This window comes from Novosphingobium oxfordense (assembly GCF_044029435.1).
Lineage (GTDB): Bacteria > Pseudomonadota > Alphaproteobacteria > Sphingomonadales > Sphingomonadaceae > Novosphingobium.
Map to the genome: position 1 here is coordinate 2867784 of NZ_CP147005.1, position 16061 is coordinate 2883844.

Annotated in this window: 15 protein-coding genes; 6 read left to right on the forward strand and 9 right to left on the reverse strand. The window is 65.2% G+C overall.

Annotation, left to right across the window (positions count from 1 at the left end; translation table 11 throughout):
- Window positions 1-7: 7 nt before the first annotated feature.
- The 6 genes from WBP07_RS13625 to rpmH form a co-directional block, all read right to left on the reverse strand.
- Window positions 8-1144 carry a DUF47 family protein gene (locus WBP07_RS13625; RefSeq protein ID WP_395391796.1) on the reverse strand — a complete coding sequence of 379 codons (1137 nt, stop codon included), beginning with the start codon at window positions 1142-1144 and terminating at the stop codon, window positions 8-10.
- A 437-nt stretch (window positions 1145-1581) separates the two neighbouring features.
- A complete protein-coding gene (yihA, locus tag WBP07_RS13630) occupies window positions 1582-2229 on the reverse strand; it encodes a ribosome biogenesis GTP-binding protein YihA/YsxC (RefSeq protein WP_395391798.1) in 648 nt (215 codons plus the stop codon).
- A 3-nt stretch (window positions 2230-2232) separates the two neighbouring features.
- Complete coding sequence (yidC, locus tag WBP07_RS13635) at window positions 2233-3999, reverse strand: membrane protein insertase YidC (RefSeq protein ID WP_395391800.1); 1767 nt, start codon at window positions 3997-3999, stop codon at window positions 2233-2235.
- A gap of 72 nt (window positions 4000-4071) precedes the next feature.
- Entirely contained in the window at window positions 4072-4287 is a 216-nt protein-coding gene (yidD, locus tag WBP07_RS13640; protein ID WP_395395794.1) for a membrane protein insertion efficiency factor YidD, read from the reverse strand.
- 26 nt (window positions 4288-4313) lie between these two features.
- Window positions 4314-4700, reverse strand: coding sequence for a ribonuclease P protein component (gene rnpA, locus WBP07_RS13645; RefSeq protein WP_395391802.1), 387 nt, complete (start codon window positions 4698-4700; stop codon window positions 4314-4316).
- Window positions 4701-4848: 148 nt separating this feature from the next.
- Window positions 4849-4983 (reverse strand): 50S ribosomal protein L34, encoded by a 135-nt coding sequence (gene rpmH / locus WBP07_RS13650; protein ID WP_039388288.1) that lies wholly within the window; start codon window positions 4981-4983, stop codon window positions 4849-4851.
- Window positions 4984-5223: 240 nt separating this feature from the next.
- Here rpmH and WBP07_RS13655 point away from each other — a divergent pair, with 240 nt between their 5' ends.
- Window positions 5224-5466: a hypothetical protein gene (locus WBP07_RS13655; RefSeq protein ID WP_395391804.1), complete on the forward strand. Its 243-nt coding sequence runs from the start codon at window positions 5224-5226 to the stop codon at window positions 5464-5466.
- Between the two features lie 25 nt (window positions 5467-5491).
- Here WBP07_RS13655 and WBP07_RS13660 read toward each other — a convergent pair whose 3' ends face one another.
- Window positions 5492-6271, reverse strand: coding sequence for an alpha/beta hydrolase (locus WBP07_RS13660; RefSeq protein ID WP_395391806.1), 780 nt, complete (start codon window positions 6269-6271; stop codon window positions 5492-5494).
- A gap of 169 nt (window positions 6272-6440) precedes the next feature.
- On the opposite strand from WBP07_RS13660, the gene WBP07_RS13665 reads away from it, so the two are divergent.
- Window positions 6441-7949: a YifB family Mg chelatase-like AAA ATPase gene (locus tag WBP07_RS13665; protein WP_395391807.1), complete on the forward strand. Its 1509-nt coding sequence runs from the start codon at window positions 6441-6443 to the stop codon at window positions 7947-7949.
- Window positions 7950-8468: 519 nt separating this feature from the next.
- A complete protein-coding gene (locus tag WBP07_RS13670) occupies window positions 8469-9353 on the forward strand; it encodes an EamA family transporter (protein ID WP_395391809.1) in 885 nt (294 codons plus the stop codon).
- Here WBP07_RS13670 and WBP07_RS13675 read toward each other — a convergent pair.
- A complete protein-coding gene (locus tag WBP07_RS13675) occupies window positions 9350-10084 on the reverse strand; it encodes an esterase/lipase family protein (RefSeq protein ID WP_395391810.1) in 735 nt (244 codons plus the stop codon). The genes WBP07_RS13670 and WBP07_RS13675 overlap by 4 nt on opposite strands.
- Window positions 10085-10136: 52 nt before the next feature.
- Entirely contained in the window at window positions 10137-10673 is a 537-nt protein-coding gene (locus WBP07_RS13680; RefSeq protein ID WP_395391812.1) for a DUF3617 domain-containing protein, read from the reverse strand.
- 184 nt (window positions 10674-10857) lie between these two features.
- On the opposite strand from WBP07_RS13680, the gene uvrB reads away from it, so the two are divergent.
- From uvrB to WBP07_RS13695, 3 genes are all read left to right on the forward strand, one after another.
- Window positions 10858-13044 carry an excinuclease ABC subunit UvrB gene (uvrB, locus tag WBP07_RS13685; RefSeq protein ID WP_395391814.1) on the forward strand — a complete coding sequence of 729 codons (2187 nt, stop codon included), beginning with the start codon at window positions 10858-10860 and terminating at the stop codon, window positions 13042-13044.
- 397 nt (window positions 13045-13441) lie between these two features.
- The gene (locus WBP07_RS13690; RefSeq protein ID WP_395391816.1) at window positions 13442-14410 is read left to right on the forward strand and encodes a helix-turn-helix transcriptional regulator; all 969 of its coding nucleotides are present in this window, start codon (window positions 13442-13444) and stop codon (window positions 14408-14410) included.
- A gap of 148 nt (window positions 14411-14558) precedes the next feature.
- Window positions 14559-16043, forward strand: coding sequence for an acetyl-CoA hydrolase/transferase family protein (locus WBP07_RS13695; RefSeq protein ID WP_395391818.1), 1485 nt, complete (start codon window positions 14559-14561; stop codon window positions 16041-16043).
- Window positions 16044-16061: the final 18 nt, after the last annotated feature.

Here is a 16061-nt window from a genome sequence, read left to right on the forward strand (position 1 = left end):
GCGACCGTCAGGCGTGATCGATGACGAGACCGTCGATCTCGTTGGCGACATCCTCGAAGCGGTCGACCACGCGTTCGAGGCGCTTGAACATCTCCTGGCGGACGATGAAGTGCAGCGCGTCTTTTCCGCTGTCTTCCTTGAACACGCGCTTCAGCCCGCGGGCGTGGATCTCGTCCGCGTGGCCTTCCATGCGCACCAGGCGCTCGGTCAGTTCATGCAGGCGATGGCCGTTGTCGGCAATCTTGCGCAGCAGCGGCATGATTTCGGCAGTGAGACGCGCGGCGTCGACGATGATCGCCGCCATGTCGATCATCTCGGGCTCGAACTCGCTGACTTCGTAAAGGTTCACCGCGCCGGCCACCTGCTGCATCTCGTCGATGGCATCGTCCATCGTCGTGATCAGGCTGGTGATCGACGAACGGTCGAACGGCGTCAGGAACGTGCGACGCACGGTCTGCAGCACTTCGCGGGTAATATTGTCCGCGTCGTGCTCACGCTCCTCGATCTCGCGGATGTGCTGCGCGCGGCCCGAACCGCCCTGTGCCAGACGCGCCAACGCGTCGGCACCGGCGACTAGCGTCGCAGCCTGCTGCTCGAACAGATCGAAGAAATTGCCCTGCTGCGGAAGCAGCTTCTGGAACCAGGCAAACATTGTATTGATCCCTGTCTTGTCGGCCATGCGGTCAGCCATCGCGCCGATCAGGCGCGCGGGGCTGGCCGCAGCGCGGAACTCGCGCGCACCGAAGGACCGGATCAGCGCGCGAAGATCCTCTTCGTCGACCGCCTTAGCGGCGTCGGCGAGAGAGAACCAGCGGCGTTCGCGCTGATGCTGTTCGTCCCATGAGTCAAGTTCTTCGGTAACGGCGAAGGGAAATACATCCACATCCGCCCATACCGATGCACCGGAAGCACGCTGCTTGCGATAGCGATACGAACCCAGCGGGATCGGGCAGGCCGCGCCCAGCACGCCCGCCTCTTCCTCCGCCTCTGCAGCGGCAGCGGCGTGGGGCAGCAGGCCCTTCATCAGGCCACCCTTGGGGATGACCCAACGGCGCGTGCTGCGCGACGTGATCAGCAGGATCTGGATCGGCGCATCGACGGCGGGGCCGACTGTGCGATAGGGAAGAACGGCGATCTGGCGCATGGCGAGTCTCCTTTCTTCTCTGACGCGCGACCGCGTGCCCCTAGGGGAAGCGAGCCGGTCACGCAATCGTCACATATGCGGTTTTCCGGAGTGTTCCGGCACGGATCGGATTTCGGAGCCGCCATTACGACAGACGCATGCGACGCTATCGTGACGGATAAAGGGCCGGACGTTACGTAAGTGGCTAGAGTGGAACGGAAAGCACGATGCCAAACCCGGCCGTGCCTCTTCCCCCTCGTCGCCCCCGCGAAGGCGGGCGCCTCGCTTCCTTTTCGATTAGTGCGGAGGGGTGGAAGACCGCCTCATTCCGCCTCCGCGCGCCCGAAGAACAAGCGGGATCCCCGCCTTCGCGGGGATGACGGGGATTGGAAACGAGGGATCGGGGTTGAAATATGAAACCGGGTCGGGCGAGATTGCCCCGCCCGCCCGGATCAAATTCAGATCAGCGAATCGGCCAGAACCGCTGCACGCAGCTCGGCGATGCCGAGACCCTTTTCCGAAGAAGTGACATGCACCTCCGGATAGGCGGCCGGGTGCTTGCGCGCCTCGGCGATCGTTTCGGCGTGAACCTTTTCCAGTTCGCTCGCCTTGATCTTGTCGGCCTTGGTCAGGACGATGCGATAGCCGACGGCGGCCTCGTCCAGCATCTTCATCATGTCCGCGTCGACAGCCTTCACGCCGTGGCGCGAATCGACCAGCAACAGCGTGCGCTTCAGTTCCACGCGGCCGCGCAGATAGTCGCGCACAAGGCGGCGCCAGGTCTCGACGACCTTGGGCGGCGCCTTGGCGAAGCCATAGCCGGGCATGTCGACCAGGCGGAACTGCAGCGGCTCGCCCACGTCGAAGAAGTTCAGTTCCTGCGTGCGCCCCGGCGTGACCGAAGTACGCGCAATCGACTTGCGGCCGGTCAGCGCGTTCAGCAGCGACGACTTGCCGACGTTCGAGCGGCCGCAGAAAGCGATCTCCGGCTCACCCGATTCGGGCAGGAACTTGAGCGCGGGCGCGCTCTTCAGGAACGTCACCGGCCCTGAAAAGAGTTTCCGCGCCTGCTCGACCAGTTCGTCGTTCTCAAATTCCTCAGTCATCGATCAGGCCTTCTTCTCGCGATCGCGGGCGCGGGCCTTGTCCTGGGCTTCCTTGTCCGCCTGCGCCTTCAACTGGGGGTGCATGACGTAGAGCAGCTTCTGCTGACCGATGGCGAGCAGGTTGGACGTGATCCAGTAGACCAGCAGGCCCGAGGCGAACGGCGCCATGATGAACATCATGAACCAGGGCATCAGGGCGAAGACCTGCTGCTGCGCCGGATCCATCTGCTGCGGGTTCAACTTGAACTGCAGGTACATGGTCACGCCCAGCAGCAGTGCCAGCACGCCGATGCCAAGGAAGGCCGGGGGCGTGAACGGCAGCATGCCGAACAGGTTCAGGATGTGCAGCGGATCGGGTGCCGAAAGGTCCTTGATCCACAGCACGAACGGCTGGTGACGCATTTCGATCGCCAGGTTCAGCACCTTGTACAGCGCGAAGAACACCGGGATCTGGAGGAACATGGGGAGGCAGCCGGCAAGCGGGTTCACCTTCTCCTCCTTGTACAGCTTCATGATTTCAAGCTGCTGCTTCTCCTTGTCGTCCTTGTAGCGTTCCTGGATCGCCTTCATCTTCGGCTGGATCGCACGCATCGCGGCCATCGAGGCGAAGCCGCGCTGGGCGACCGGGAACATGATGCCGCGCACGATCGCGGTCAGCAGGATGATGGCGACGCCGAAGTTGCCGGTGATGGCGAACAGCTTCACCAGCAGCCAGAAGATCGGCTTTTCGAACCAGCGGAACCAGCCCCAGTCGATGGCGAGGCCGAAGTTGGCGACGCCCGCCTTCTCGTAGGCGTCGAGCACCGCGTGCTCCTTGGCGCCGGCGAACAGCATGGTCTGGCGGCTGAGCGCCTGGCCCGGCTGCACCACGGTCTGCTCGTAGACGGCGTCGGCACGGAACAGCTGGTTGCCCAGCGAACGGAACGAGCCGGTGGCCTTGCCGTTGACCGGAATCACGGCCGACATCCAATAGACGTCGGTAAAGCCGATCCAGTCGACCTTGCCGGCCTGGTTCTGCGCGCCGGAGCTCAGGAGATCGTCGTACTTGGGACCGAACACCACGGAGCCGTCGAACGCGCCGATGCCGCCGGTGCGCAGCGTCCAGGCATAGGCCGCGGCGGTGCGGTTGGTGCGGTTCACGAAAGCGAAGGGCTGCACCGTGACCGGTGCCGGGCCCTTGTTGATCACCTTCTGGTCGGCGGTGATCATGTAGTTGTCGTCAACCTTGAAGGTCAGCGCGAAAGTCTGGCCCTGGCCGTTGTCCCAGGTGAGAGTGACCGGGGTGGTCGGCGTCAGCTTGGCGCCGGCGGGCGCGGTCCAGACGGTGTTCGCGTTGGGCGCGTTGACGCCCTGCCCGACCCAGCCGAACTGCGCGAAGTGCTGCGCCGGCGTGCCGGAGGGCGAGAACATGCGGACCGGGCCCGAGTTCTTCTCCACCGTCTCGCGATGGCGGTTGAGCACCAGATCGTCGAGCAGCGCGCCGTTGAGGTTGATCGAGCCCGATACGCCCGGCGCCTGGATCGGCAGGCGGCCGCCATGGGTCAGCGCGGTCTTGAGGTCCTGCTGTTCCAGCGCGACGTCGGCCGCGTTCAGCAGGCCGCCCTCGCGGGTGGGCTTGGCGCCGTTGGCGGCAGGCGCGGTATTCGCGGTCTGCTCCACCTTCGCGGGCTTGTTGGCGTTCGGGTAGAAGTGGCTGACGCCGGCTTCCCATCCGAAAAGCACGAGCGCGGTCAGCACGACCGCCAGAATGATGTTGCGCTGGTTATTCACGAAGGCTTTCCTGTCGTAATCCCGTCGAAGGCGGCGGCAGCGCGATGGCGCGACCACTGCCTCAATTCAATGTCAGTCCGGCACCGGGTCGTAGCCGTGCCCACCCCAAGGCTGGCAGCGCAATAGACGCTTGAACGCCAGCCAGCCACCCTTAATCGCACCGTGCTTGCGGACCGCGATGATCGCATACTGCGAGCACGAGGGCGAATAGCGGCAGGACGGCGGCAGCACTTGCGAAGGGCCCAGCTGCCACGCCCGGGCGATGCCGATCAACAGCAGGCCCGGCAGGCGCGCAAGCAAGGCGAACAGGCGCTTCACTTGCGGGGCTTGCCCTTGCGGCCGCGATGGTTGCGGGGCGGATCGCCCTTGCCGGCATGGGCCCGGCCCAGCGCCGCCACCAGTTCGTCCCGCAGCAGCGCGAAATCGCGCTCCACGCCGCCTTCGCGGCCGATCAACACATGATCGGTGTCGGCAAGGCCGTGTTCGGGCAGCAATTCGCGCAGCAGCGCGCGAAAGCGCCGCTTCATGCGGTTGCGCACCACCGCATTGCCGATCTTCTTGGTGACGGTGATGCCTGCCCGCTGCCCCTGCCCATCGTTGCCCTTGGCCAGAAGCACGAAGCCCGGCCGCGCCACGCGAAGGCCACCATTGGCCGCAACGAAGTCGGCCCGGCGGGTCATCGTGGAATAGGCGGCGGTCATGTCAGCCGGGAGATAGGTATCAGGCGCGCGGACTACAAACGGGCTCGGCCCGTGCCGCCACCCGATTCCTCACCACGCGCTGGGCAGGCGAGAGATCGGATGGCGGCACGGGCCGGTGCCGCATCCAGCCGTGAGGCCGGAAGAGTTCTTAGGCCGAGAGCTTCTTGCGGCCGCGAGCGCGGCGCGCACGAAGCACCTTGCGGCCACCGACGGTCGCCGTGCGGGCGCGGAAGCCGTGACGGCGGGCGCGGACAAGGCGGCTGGGCTGGAAAGTACGCTTCATGACGTTCCTCGAAAATCCGAATAAAAGAAGCCGCCCGCACTTGGACGACCGCAAAGCAGAGCGCGCCGATACTGGAGCGTCCGAACAGAGTCAAGGCAAAGGCGCTTCGTTTCGGCCGCGAACCGCCGAATATCGCGCCGCCCTACCCCATAAGGGCGGGCGCGGATAGCCAAGGGGTCGCAAGTGCCGCCCCTTCCGCCGTGATAGGCTGCCCCAAGGCGGCTGCATACGGGAATTGCGATGAAAGAGGACGATCGGGTCGGCGTGCTGGTGGGTTGGTCTTCGCAGACTTTCGGACCGAATCTGATTCTGGACATCCAGAACTACGAACGATCCACCTGGCATTCGGGCGAAGAACCCGACGTCACGCGAATCTTCATGACGCGCAATCAGGCCGCGCTGCTGGCCAACCACTTGTTCGAGATCAGCGGAACCTCTCCGCCAAGGCGCCCGCAAGGCCAATTCGGCCGCCTTTTCGGCTAGAGTCAGGACCTCAGGGCGGGCGGTTTCAGGCCCCTTCGCGGTCCAGCCGGACCCAGCGCCCCATTTCCGCCGCGCCGAACCACAGCGCCGATTCGAACGGCACCGAGTTGGTCATGGCATAGAAGGCGCGCGCCTCCTGCGGATCCATGCCCATCTGGCGATAGTAATCGAGGTAGCGCCGGTTCTCAGGCGAATCGGCAGCGAAATCGCCTGCCTCGTGCCCCGAATCGTCGATCCACGAATGGACCGCGAATTCCGCGCCGGCATCGGCGTAACGGCGCGTGCCGGCCAGGAACAGCTCCACCGCGCCCGAGCGCACCGACCCGCCATCGGGCACATGGGTAGCGATGCCGCGCTCGCGAATCATCCGGCCCAGCCGCAAGTTGGCAAAGTCGTCCTCGGTGCCGGGGCATTCGATCATCTCGATCTCGGCGATGGTCGGCCAGTCGTGCAGCAGCGCGGCGAACTGCGCGGGGCTGTGCGAATCGGTAACATCGACCAGCGCGACATGCTGGGCATCGACCACCCGGAACGGACCATAGCGCGCCAGCCCGGCCGGGATCGGCGCGGGTTGCGCCTGCTGCCAGCCGCTATCGACCAGTCGCTCGCCGCCCACCACCGCAGCCGCCTCGTCGGCAATCATCGCGACAGGCTGCTGGACGTAGCCCGGCTCTTCGAAGATCACCATTTCGTAGGCGAGCGTGGGATTGGCCGAAGCGGCAACCTCCTGCGCGCAGACGGGCGCGGGGCCCAGCGGCAGCAGGGCCAATAGCGATGCGGAAAGGGCAGCGACAAGTGAACGCATGCAGCAAGACTGCGCCGCAAGTCCTTACCCAAGCCGTGAGACTTGCGGTTAAAACGATGTAACCATTAGCCTGGGTAGCGGTTTGGATATCGACAGCTCCGGGGGGCAGTGTCATTCCAAGGAAACACCGAGTTTCCGTAGTAATAATCCTGAGAGCCAAGGGTCCTTCGTGGTCGCACTCATTTCGACCGTCGCCTACCTGGGGTTGGAGGCGCGTCCGGTCGAAGTCCAATGCCAGGTGGCGCCGGGAATGCCCGCGTTCACGCTGGTCGGCCTGCCCGACAAGGCAGTGGGCGAAAGCCGGCAACGCGTCAGCGCGGCGCTGACGGCCATGGGGCTGGCGCTGCCGCCCAAGCGCATCACCATCAACCTTTCGCCGGCGGACCTGCCGAAAGAGGGATCGCACTACGACCTACCGATCGCGCTAGCCCTGCTGGCGGCGATGGGGGTGGTGGATGCCGAACAGTTGAGCGATTTCGTCGCCGTGGGCGAACTGGCGCTGGACGGCCGAGTGATCCCCTCCCCCGGCGTGCTGCTGGCCGCGCTCCATGCCAGCGCGCTGGACAAGGGCTTGATCTGCCCCGCCGCGCAGGGGACCGAGGCACGGTGGGCGGAAGGCGTGCCGGTGGTGGCAACGCCGAACCTGATCAGCCTGCTGAACCACCTGAAAGGCACGCAAGTCCTGCCCCTGCCGGAACTGGGCCGCGCCGATCCGCCGGCGCGCGGGCCGGACCTGAAGCAAGTCAAGGGACAGGAAGTGGCCCGCCGCGCGCTGGAAATCGCCGCTGCCGGATCGCACAACCTGCTGATGAGCGGACCGCCGGGGGCCGGCAAATCGCTGCTCGCCTCCTGCCTGCCCGGCATCCTGCCCGAACTGACCCCGGCCGAAGCGCTGGAAGTCTCGATGATCGCCTCGGTCGCCGGAACGCTGGACGAAGGACGCATCAGCCGCGCCCGCCCGTTCCGCGCGCCGCACCACTCCGCCTCGATGGCGGCGCTGACGGGCGGGGGATTGCGCGTGCGGCCGGGCGAAGTCTCGATGGCGCACCTTGGCGTGCTGTTCCTGGACGAATTGCCGGAATTCCAGCGCGCGGTGCTCGATTCGCTGCGCCAGCCGCTGGAAGCCGGGGAGATTTCGGTCGCCCGTGCCAATGCCCATGTGACGTACCCGGCGCGCGTGCAGCTGGTGGCGGCGATGAATCCCTGCCGGTGCGGACATCTTGCCGATCCCGCGCTCGCCTGCTCACGCGTGCCCAAATGCGCTGCGGACTACCAGAGCAAGGTTTCCGGCCCGCTGCTCGACCGCATCGACTTGCATGTGGAGGTCGATCCGGTCCGCGCGGTGGACCTCGCGCTGCCACCGCCCAAAGAGGGAAGCGCCGAAGTCGCCCAGCGCGTCGCCCATGCGCGACAGGTGCAGACCGCAAGGCTTCACGGCACCGGCAAGCGCACCAATGCCGAACTCGACGGCGAACTGCTCGAAGCGCACGCGACGCCGGACGAAGATGGTCGCAAACTGCTGATGCAGGCGGCCGAGGCCATGCACCTCTCGGCACGCGGCTATACGCGCATTCTGAGGGTCGCGCGGACGATCGCCGACATGGCGGGCGCCGAGCAGATCGGGCGCATGCATGTTGCCGAGGCGCTGAGCTATCGGCGGCGTCCGCCGGTTAGGTAGCGCAGGCTTCGCCGGAATTTCAGACTGAACGTCGGAGGACGTTTGGCTTGTCGTCGGACATGCAGATACGAGAAGCCTTATTGGATCCTCTTGGCTCAAAGTCGCTCGGGTAATTTGGAGTGCACATAATGATGTTGGCGCCTCCGAACGACGACAACAGCGTAGATATGTTGGCGCTGGAATTGGTGAAGCGGGCGCGGTGATCTTTTCAGGCCGTAACTGGACGAGACGGTCACTTCAGGAGCCTTTACCTCGGTCCGTTCCCTGGACAACACTCCATCCAATACACTCGTCGCCCCCGCGAAGGCGGGGGCCCCGCTTCCTTTTTCCTTGCCGCAAGAACAAGCGGGGTCCCCGCCTTCGCGGGGACGACGGAATGTGAGAAACGATCATAGCGCCTTGATCCGCGTAGAAGCTTGATCGAATTGATGGCGACGCGCTGGCTTGCATCCAACCCCGGCAAAGTACCGCGCGCTTTTCTCCCTTGCCCCACGCGCACAGCGCGGGCATCGCCCCGGCATGACCTCGACGACCGACCGCACCGCCCTTTTCGCCGGCCTTTCGATCGTCGTTGCGCAAGCCTCGATCAATCTGGGGGCGGCTTTCGCCAAAAGCCTGTTTCCAATCGCCGGGCCGGAGGGCGTCGCCGCGCTGCGCACGACGATCTCGGCGCTGATCCTGCTGACCATCGCCCGCCCGTGGCGCGTGCCGATCACTGCGCGGCAGTTGAAGTGGCTGCTGCTCTACGGGCTGGTGCTGGGCGGGATGAACCTGATGATCTACTGGGCGATCCGCCGCATCCCCATCGGCATCGCCGTCGCCATCGAGATCTGCGGGCCGCTCAGTCTGGTGCTGGCGACATCGCGTTCGGTGAAGGACTTCCTCTGGCTGGCGCTGGCGCTGGGCGGCATGGCGCTGCTGATTCCGTGGGAAGGCAGCACGCACGCGCTCGACCCGCTGGGCATCGTCTTTGCGCTGGGCGCGGCGACATGCTGGGCGCTCTATATCCTGTGCGGGCGGCGTGCATCGGAAGTCGGCGGATCGGTCGCGGTGTCGGTCGGCATGGTGGTGGCCTGCTGCGTCACCGTGCCGTTCGGCCTCGCCTCCGCTCCGGCCAGCCTGCCGCTGCACGCTCTGGCGCTGGGGGCGGTGGTGGCCGTGTTGTCGAGCGCGCTGCCCTATGTGCTGGAAATGCGGGCCATGCGGCAGCTACCCAGCCGCATCGTCGGCCTGCTGAGCAGCATGGCCCCCGCGCTGGGCGCCATCGTCGGCTATCTGGTGCTGGACGAACGGTTGAGCGGATTGCAGTGGCTGGCCGTCGCCATGCTGATCTCCGCCAGCGCCGGCTGCTCGCTGGCGACGCGGCCGCCAGTGTCCCGCCCCAGCGAAGACGTCATGGCTTAAGCGACCGCTTCCTCTACATCCAATTGGCGCAGCACTTCCCGCACCACGCGCGGATCGCTGGCGAACCCAAGGTGCGAGCAGCGCACGGCCACCGCCCGGTCACGCTCACCGGGCCAGCCGCAGGCCGATCGGGGATGGATCACGCCATCGCGCGGGCTCCACAGCGCAACGGTCGCCACCGGCGGTTTCACCGTGAAGTCGCAATCGATCGGCGGCGCGTGGACCGAGTGCCCGGTCACCATCTGATAGGCGCGCCAGGCATTGTTGGCGCGCGGATCGCCCGAGAACGGCGTGCCCATGGTGATCACCTTGGACACGCAATCGGGTTCCCGCCGCGCGATCTCACGCGCGAACAGGCCGCCCAGGCTCCAACCCACCAGCGCGATCGGGCGTTTGTGCTGGCGCGCCAGCGCGCCGACACGCCGCATCAGGAAGGTGAAGTTCTGCTGATTGGGGCCAAGGTTGAGGCCAAGACCCCATTCGTGAACCTGATGCCCCGCTTCCGCCAGCGCTTCCGCCATCGGCCGCATCCGGTTGGGATGCGCGCCGAAGCCGGGAAGCAGCATCACCGGCTGGGGATGACGCGCCTTTTCGACCGTGATCGGCTTCTTCCCGCCCCGCCGCAGCGAGGCGAGTTCGGCCAGGAACAGGCGCAGCGAGGGTTTGCTCACGCCTTCGGGATGCGGCTCGCGCGCCAATGCCGCGCGGCGCGCGATGGCGCTGCGCATCATGTCCAATTGTCGCGTGGCCGGTCCGTTCACTTCGATCCTTTACCTGTCGTACTTACTTGCAATCGCCCACGCGCTCCGTGGTCATGTGCATTGCCATTGTCATCTGGCCCGTCGGCCCCTGGCCGCCGGACATATCCATGTTCACCCTGACGTCCGATCCCTGATCGGTCACCGTGCCGGCCAGTTGGATGACCGCCCGCCCTTGATCGCCGGACGTACATTCCATCTGGGCATCCAGCTTGCCGCCATCAACCTCGAACCGCGAATAGGTGCATTCCCTGCCCTTGCCGATACCGTCGAACATGTCGCGGTAGCCCTTGTCGGCTTCGGCCTGGGTCAGACAGAAATCGTTGATCTGGCCCTTGGCCATCATCGTCTTCATCTGTTCGGCGGCCTCGCTAGGCATGCCGGGCACTTCCATCTTCGTGATCTCGACCTTCTGCCTGTACTGGCCCGGCTTTGGACGCTGGAGCTGCGCGGCTTCCTGCTTCACCTCGTCCATCGACTTCGATTCGCCTGCCTTGTTCTGCTCCTTCGAGCCGCAAGCCGCCAAGGCAACCGCCAGACAAACCATCGAAATCGCCGCCATCCGCTTCATAGAATCGAGACCTTTCGCACCGTTCCCAAAGGGAGACGAAGTATCATCGACACGCGGAAGCCGCCACGAATCATATTCGCGAATCCGCAATTGACGGATTTTCGCGGCAATGGGGCAACGCTGGAATCTCAGAGCCCCGTTGCGAGCACGCCGCATATACCCCATATGTTCTCCCATGGCAGAACTGATCATTCGCCGGGGCCTTGAGGAACCGGACACTTCGGGCACGTTCGTCCCTCACAAGCCGGCGCGGCCCGACAAGTCGATGCCGGGCCGGCCATTCACCGTCGTTTCGGACTATGAACCGAATGGTGACCAGCCCACCGCGATCGCCGATCTCGTCTCCACCGCCGTAGAGGGGGAGAAGACGCAGGTGCTGCTGGGCGTCACCGGCTCCGGCAAGACCTTCACGATGGCCAAGGTGATCGAACACCTGCAGCGTCCCGCCCTGATCCTGGCGCCGAACAAGATCCTGGCGGCGCAGCTCTACGCCGAAATGAAGGACTTCTTCCCGGAGAACGCGGTCGAATACTTCGTATCCTACTACGATTACTATCAGCCGGAAGCCTATGTCGCCCGGTCGGACACCTACATCGAGAAGGAAAGCTCGGTGAACGAGGCGATCGACCGCATGCGCCACTCGGCCACGCGGGCGCTGCTGGAGCGGGACGACGTGATCATCGTCGCCTCGGTCTCGTGCCTCTACGGCATCGGCTCGGTCGAGACGTACTCGGCCATGATCTTCGACCTGAAGACCGGGGACACGCAGGACCAGCGCGAGATCATCCGCAAGCTGGTCGCCCTTCAGTACAAGCGCAACGACGCCGCCTTCACGCGCGGCACCTTCCGCGTGCGCGGAGACAATCTGGAACTGTTCCCTTCCCACCTGGAGGACACCGCCTGGCGCATCTCGTTCTTCGGGGACGAGATCGAGGAGATTGCCGAGTTCGATCCGCTCACCGGCAAGAAGGGCTCCGCACTCGAAAAGGTGCGCGTCTACGCGAACTCGCACTACGTCACCCCCGGCCCGACGATGAAGCAGGCGAGCGAGGCGATCCGCTTCGAACTGACCGAGCGCCTGAAGGAACTGGAGGCCGAGGGCCGCCTGCTCGAAGCCCAGCGGCTGGAACAGCGCACCAATTTCGATCTCGAAATGATCGCCGCCACGGGCTCCTGCGCGGGGATCGAGAACTATTCGCGCTTCCTGACCGGCCGCATGCCGGGCGAGCCGCCGCCGACTTTGTTCGAATACCTGCCGGACAACGCCCTGCTCTTCGTGGACGAGAGCCACCAGACGGTGCCGCAGATCGGCGCGATGTCGAAGGGCGACCACCGCCGCAAGATCACGCTGGCCGAATACGGCTTCCGCCTGCCGAGTTGTATCGACAACCGCCCGCTACGCTTCAACGAGTGGGACGCGATGCGCCCGCAGACCATCGCCGTCTCGGCCACGCCCGGCCATTGGGAGATGGACGAATCGGGCGGCGTCTTTGCCGAACAGGTGATCCGCCCCACCGGCCTGATCGATCCCCCGGTGGAGATCCGCCCGGTCGAGGACCAGGTGCAGGACTGCATCGTCGAGTGCAAGGCGACGGCGGAGAAGGGCTATCGCACCCTCGTCACCACCCTCACCAAGCGCATGGCCGAGGACCTGACCGAATTCATGCACGAGGCCGGCGTGCGCGTGCGCTACATGCACAGCGATGTCGAGACGCTGGAGCGCATCGAACTGATCCGAGACCTGCGCATGGGCGTCTACGACGTGCTGGTGGGCATTAACCTCTTGCGTGAGGGCCTCGACATTCCCGAATGCGGGCTGGTCTGCATCCTCGATGCCGACAAGGAAGGCTTCCTGCGCAGCGAAACCTCGCTGATCCAGACCATCGGCCGCGCCGCGCGCAACGTCGATGGCCGCGTGATCCTCTATGCCGACCGCATGACCGGCTCCATGGAACGCGCCATTGCCGAAACCGACCGTCGCCGCGCCCGGCAGCAGGAATACAATGAGGCGCACGGGATCACCCCGCAGACGATCAAGCGCCGCATCGCCGACATCGTGGCCGACACCGCCAGCCGCGACGGCGTGCTGGTGGACATCGACGCCGAAGGTCAGAACAACCTCGTCGGCCACAACTTGCGCGCCTATATAGAAGATCTCGAAAAGAAGATGCGCAACGCCGCCGCCGACCTGGAGTTCGAGGAAGCCGGCCGCCTGCGCGACGAGATCCGGCAACTGGAAGCCAGCGAACTCGGCATCCCGGACGAACACCGGAAAGCCCCGATCGTCGGCCGCAGCAACGAAGGCAAGCCGGGTACCCGCAAGACCCGCTATGGCAAGATGCAGAAGAAGTGGGGGAAGTGATCGGGCGCTGACTGTGACGCCCGATTGCCGACCCGTCCGATTCGGATATTTCCCGTAAAAACAAGACGCCCGGGGCCTGCCGAAGCGGGCCCCGGGCCAGTCTCAGGATCGCATTTCGCCGATCCCTCGGGTCGCAAGTCCGTTGTGGACGTAATCCCTTCCCTCAACATACCATGTTCGTGGTAGCCGCTCTGAGCACGAGTGCGCGTTAACAGTACTTGTTAAGTAGTTCTACAGACGCCATGAAGGTTCTGTGCCGGGAAACAGGGAATTCCGCAGCGACGCGGAAGTGGTGGGCAGCCTCTTCGCGCGTGCACCCTTCGAAAAGGGGGGGTGGGACACTGCACTCCAGGCTTTGCGTGATGCTACAGGGTCTTCGCGGGCGCAATTGCTGGCATTGGGCACGCGATTCCAGGCCTTCAACTGGGCGACCGACACCCCTCCCGAATACGAAGCGGAGTTCGTGGCCGCCGGTGGATTGCGTCCCGACGTTAACTATCGCGTGGGGGCCACCCGCGCCCCGATGGAGATGACCTGGGAGGCGCATTATGATCAGGTGCGCCAAAATGGGACAAGCGAGGCCTACCTGGACCATGTGCGCAAGTACGATGCCGAGTTCGGCGCCCAGATCGTGCTCAGCCAGCGGCCCGGGGTGCTCTTCGGCCTCGCGGTGCTTCACGGGCCGGCGGAAGGACGCACGACCGAGGCCCAGCGCGACATTTTGGAAGCCGTCGCCCCCGATGTGCTGGCCGCGATCCGCATGCAGGATGCGATCGAGCATCAGGGCATAGCGCTGCTGCGCGGATCGCTGGAAGCGTTCCACAGCCCGGCAATCCTGCTCGATGCGCTGGGCAAGGTCTGCGATGCAACCGAATCGGCGCGCGGGCTGCTCGGCCCCGGCACCCTGCAAGTGCGCGGCGGCATGTTGCGCGCCCACCGGCCCGATCTGGACCGCCTGCTGCAAGGCCGCATCTCCGCCGCGCTGGCCGGCAAGGACAGTGAGCCGGCCGACCTCTGGCTGCGGTCCGAAAACGGGCTGCTGCTGGTCGACGTGCGCACGCTGCCCCGGCAGGACTGGAGCTTCGGCTTCTCACCCCGCGTGATCGTAACCTTGCGCGCGCCGCTGGGCCCCGCGCAGGCGCAGGCGCGCACGATCGGCACCGCACTGGGGCTGACGCTGGCGGAAGGCGAAGTCGTCGCGCTGCTGGCCCACGGTCATTCGCGCCAACAGGTCGCCAACTTGCGCGGCGTCAGCGTGCAGACAGTCATCAGCCAGTTGCGCACGATCTTCCAGAAGTGCGGCGTCAATCGTGAGGCCGAACTCGTGGCGCTTGCACGCGCCGTCATGGAAATGGGTCCACGCTAGAACAGTTTGCGCCTGCCGTGTTACTTGTCATGCGCCGGCCGCAATCGCTTCGGTACACTTTGCACTGTACGCGAGGGCCCGTCGGCGCGACTGGCCGCTACGGAAAGTCACAAGCGAAGAGGTTGCCATGCGGATCGAATGCCCCGAAATGCGTTCCAAGATCATGCCTGCGGAGGAGGCTGCCCGCCTTATCGAGAGCGGTTCCACCGTCGGCATGAGCGGTTTTACCGGATCGGGTTACCCCAAGGCCGTCCCCCTTGCCCTTGCCGCCCAGATCGAGGCCGAGCATGCCGCCGGACGCCAGTTCCGCGTCCGCATGTGGACCGGCGCTTCTACCGGGCCGGAACTGGACGGCGCGCTGGCCAAGGCGGATGGCATCGAATTCCGCCTGCCCTACAATTCCGATCCCATCGCCCGCGAACGCATCAACAAGGGCGAGATGAACTATTTCGACATGCACCTGTCGCAGGTGGCACCGATGGCATGGCAGGGCTTCCTGGGCCCGCTGGACACCGCGGTGATCGAAGTCTCCGGCATCCGCCCGGACGGCAGTCTGATCCCCTCTTCCTCGGTCGGCAACAACAAGACCTGGCTGGATCGCGCCTCCAAGGTGATCCTGGAAGTGAACTCGTGGCAGAACGAGGCGCTGGAGGGCATGCACGACATCTATTACGGCACTGCCCTGCCGCCCGCGCGCGTGCCGATCCCGCTGGTGAAGCCCGATGATCGCATCGGTTCGCCCTACCTGATGGTCGATCCCGCCAAAGTCGTCGCCGTGGTCGAGACCGACCGGCCGGACCGAAACGCCCCGTTCAGCCCGCCGGACGAGAAGGCCAAGGCGATCGCCGGTCACATCCTGGAATTCCTTCAGCACGAAGTGAAGCTGGGCCGTCTGCCTTCGGCGCTGCTGCCGATCCAGTCGGGCGTGGGCAATATCGCCAATGCCGTGCTGACCGGCCTGGTCGATGCGCCGTTCGACAGCCTGACCTCCTACACCGAAGTGATCCAGGACGGCATGCTGGACCTGCTGGACTCCGGCAAGCTGCGCATGGCCTCCGCCACCGCCTTCTCGCTCAGCCCGGAGGCCGCCGCGCGCGTCAATGCGGACATGGGCCGCTATCGCGACAAGATGATCCTGCGCCCGCAGGAAATCTCCAACCATCCCGAACTGATCCGCCGCCTGGGCTGCATTGCCATGAACGGCCTGATCGAGGCGGACATCTACGGCGCGGTGAACTCCACCCATGTCATGGGATCCCGCATCCAGAACGGCATCGGCGGTTCGGGCGACTTCGCGCGCAACGCCTATATCTCGATCTTCATGACGCCCTCCACCGCGAAGGGCGGCAAGATCTCGGCCATCGTGCCGCAGGCCAGCCATGTCGACCACATCAATCAGGACGTGCAGGTGATCGTCACCGAGCAGGGCCTGGCCGACCTTCGCGGCCTGAGCCCCAAGGAGCGCGCCACGGTGATCATCGCCAACTGCGCGCATCCGGATTACCGCCCGATGCTGGAAGACTACTACGCCCGCGCGCTGAAGGATTCCTATGGCCTTCAGTCGCCCTCACTGCCGGGTGAGGCCCTTTCGTGGCATCAGCGCTTCATCGAGACGGGCACGATGATGATGTGATTGTTTGAAAATCCGCCG

What these genes read in the sequence shown, in the direction of transcription:
- WBP07_RS13625 (WP_395391796.1), bottom strand. Translation starts at nt 1,144, where the DNA reads ATGCGCCAGATCGCCGTTCTTCCCTATCGCACAGTCGGCCCCGCCGTC.
- yihA (WP_395391798.1), bottom strand. Translation starts at nt 2,229, where the DNA reads ATGACTGAGGAATTTGAGAACGACGAACTGGTCGAGCAGGCGCGGAAA.
- rnpA (WP_395391802.1), bottom strand. Translation starts at nt 4,700, where the DNA reads ATGACCGCCGCCTATTCCACGATGACCCGCCGGGCCGACTTCGTTGCG.
- rpmH (WP_039388288.1), bottom strand. Translation starts at nt 4,983, where the DNA reads ATGAAGCGTACTTTCCAGCCCAGCCGCCTTGTCCGCGCCCGCCGTCAC.
- WBP07_RS13655 (WP_395391804.1), top strand. Translation starts at nt 5,224, where the DNA reads ATGAAAGAGGACGATCGGGTCGGCGTGCTGGTGGGTTGGTCTTCGCAG.
- WBP07_RS13660 (WP_395391806.1), bottom strand. Translation starts at nt 6,271, where the DNA reads ATGCGTTCACTTGTCGCTGCCCTTTCCGCATCGCTATTGGCCCTGCTG.
- WBP07_RS13670 (WP_395391809.1), top strand. Translation starts at nt 8,469, where the DNA reads ATGACCTCGACGACCGACCGCACCGCCCTTTTCGCCGGCCTTTCGATC.
- WBP07_RS13675 (WP_395391810.1), bottom strand. Translation starts at nt 10,084, where the DNA reads ATGATGCGCAGCGCCATCGCGCGCCGCGCGGCATTGGCGCGCGAGCCG.
- WBP07_RS13680 (WP_395391812.1), bottom strand. Translation starts at nt 10,673, where the DNA reads ATGGCGGCGATTTCGATGGTTTGTCTGGCGGTTGCCTTGGCGGCTTGC.
- uvrB (WP_395391814.1), top strand. Translation starts at nt 10,858, where the DNA reads ATGGCAGAACTGATCATTCGCCGGGGCCTTGAGGAACCGGACACTTCG.
- WBP07_RS13695 (WP_395391818.1), top strand. Translation starts at nt 14,559, where the DNA reads ATGCGTTCCAAGATCATGCCTGCGGAGGAGGCTGCCCGCCTTATCGAG.